Source organism: Bradyrhizobium sp. 31Argb, assembly GCF_043638955.1.
Classification (GTDB): Bacteria; Pseudomonadota; Alphaproteobacteria; order Rhizobiales; family Xanthobacteraceae; genus Bradyrhizobium.
The window spans coordinates 1-1,006 of the sequence record NZ_JBEGDB010000632.1 but is presented as its reverse complement, the minus strand read 5'-3'; the positions used below and the strand labels follow the sequence as shown (position 1 = coordinate 1,006).

Here is a 1,006-nt window from a genome sequence, read left to right as displayed (position 1 = left end):
GGCTTCCTCCTAAAAGAAAGCCTTGAATCACGTTCAATCTGATTTGAGAATCCCAAGAGTCCACACGGCCTAGGGGGGATTTCCCGTTCAGGAGGCGATGGACTTCGTTGCGAGGGCCGGGATGCACACCTGAAGATAAGAGAGCGTGCGGGCAAGAACGAACAGGCCCGCCCGTGGCGTGGTCAGATCGCTATTCCAAAGGAGCGGTGGGCCTCTACGGTATAGTGGTTCAGCGGCGTCGATGGCATGTTGTCGTGATTAAATTGGCGAATGGCGTCGTCGATTGCCTTCTGCTTGAAGGGAATATGTATTGCCCGAACAGTCCCACTATCTATCCGAGAAGCGAACGCAGGCGGCCACAATGAGCGCAGTTCCGCCGGAACGGTAATCCACTCGTAGCCGATGTAAGTGGCGATAATCGGAATCTTGCAGCTGTCAACTGCGTAGCCGATCTCGAACGGAACCCAGTCCGTGTCAAAACGCGTTGTCGAACCAATGATGAGCACCATGTTCTTTGATTTGTTCAGTCGTTCAACGAGGCTGCGTCGTAACGTTGCTTTCGTGCTGGTGTCCCGAACACCGGCCACCTTGTCGTGGCTATTTATGAACTCGAATTCGATGTCGTCGTGCTCGTGCCACGCCTTGAGCATTCGATAGTACTTTATGTCGGAGGCCGTAGGGTCCGCCGTGCCGCCAGCGTGGAATGCGATGTACGTGCCGTTGCGATAGGCCACTATCGTTTCCTCCAGTCGCGCCTAATCTCCCGAATGTCGAGCGCCTCGAAGCAGTCCTCCGGCACGATGATGTTCACCTCTTTCGGGAGACCTGTCCTTCTGCCGTAGTCCACGAGTGCGAGCACGATCAGCCTGAGCAAGTGCTGTGGTGCGATGTTGACGCTCGACTGCCCGTTGCCGATCAGAGGCAGCGAAAGGGGAGTGTCAGAAGTTTTGTGTAAGAGCGCCTCTGTGAGAGGTTTGCGGGGTCAGCGGACTGACCCCATGGGGTC

Annotated in this window: 1 protein-coding gene and 1 pseudogene; both read right to left on the bottom strand. The window is 56.0% G+C overall.

All coding sequences use genetic code 11. The features are described from left to right. Nucleotides 1–182: 182 nt before the first annotated feature. Complete coding sequence (locus tag AAFX91_RS41960; RefSeq protein ID WP_394570383.1) at nucleotides 183–734, bottom strand: TIR domain-containing protein; 552 nt, start codon at nucleotides 732–734, stop codon at nucleotides 183–185. Next, nucleotides 734–952, bottom strand: a pseudogene (locus tag AAFX91_RS41955) (macro domain-containing protein); the annotation flags it as partial. The pseudogene AAFX91_RS41955 and the gene AAFX91_RS41960, both read right to left, overlap by 1 nt. Nucleotides 953–1,006 lie beyond the last annotated feature (54 nt).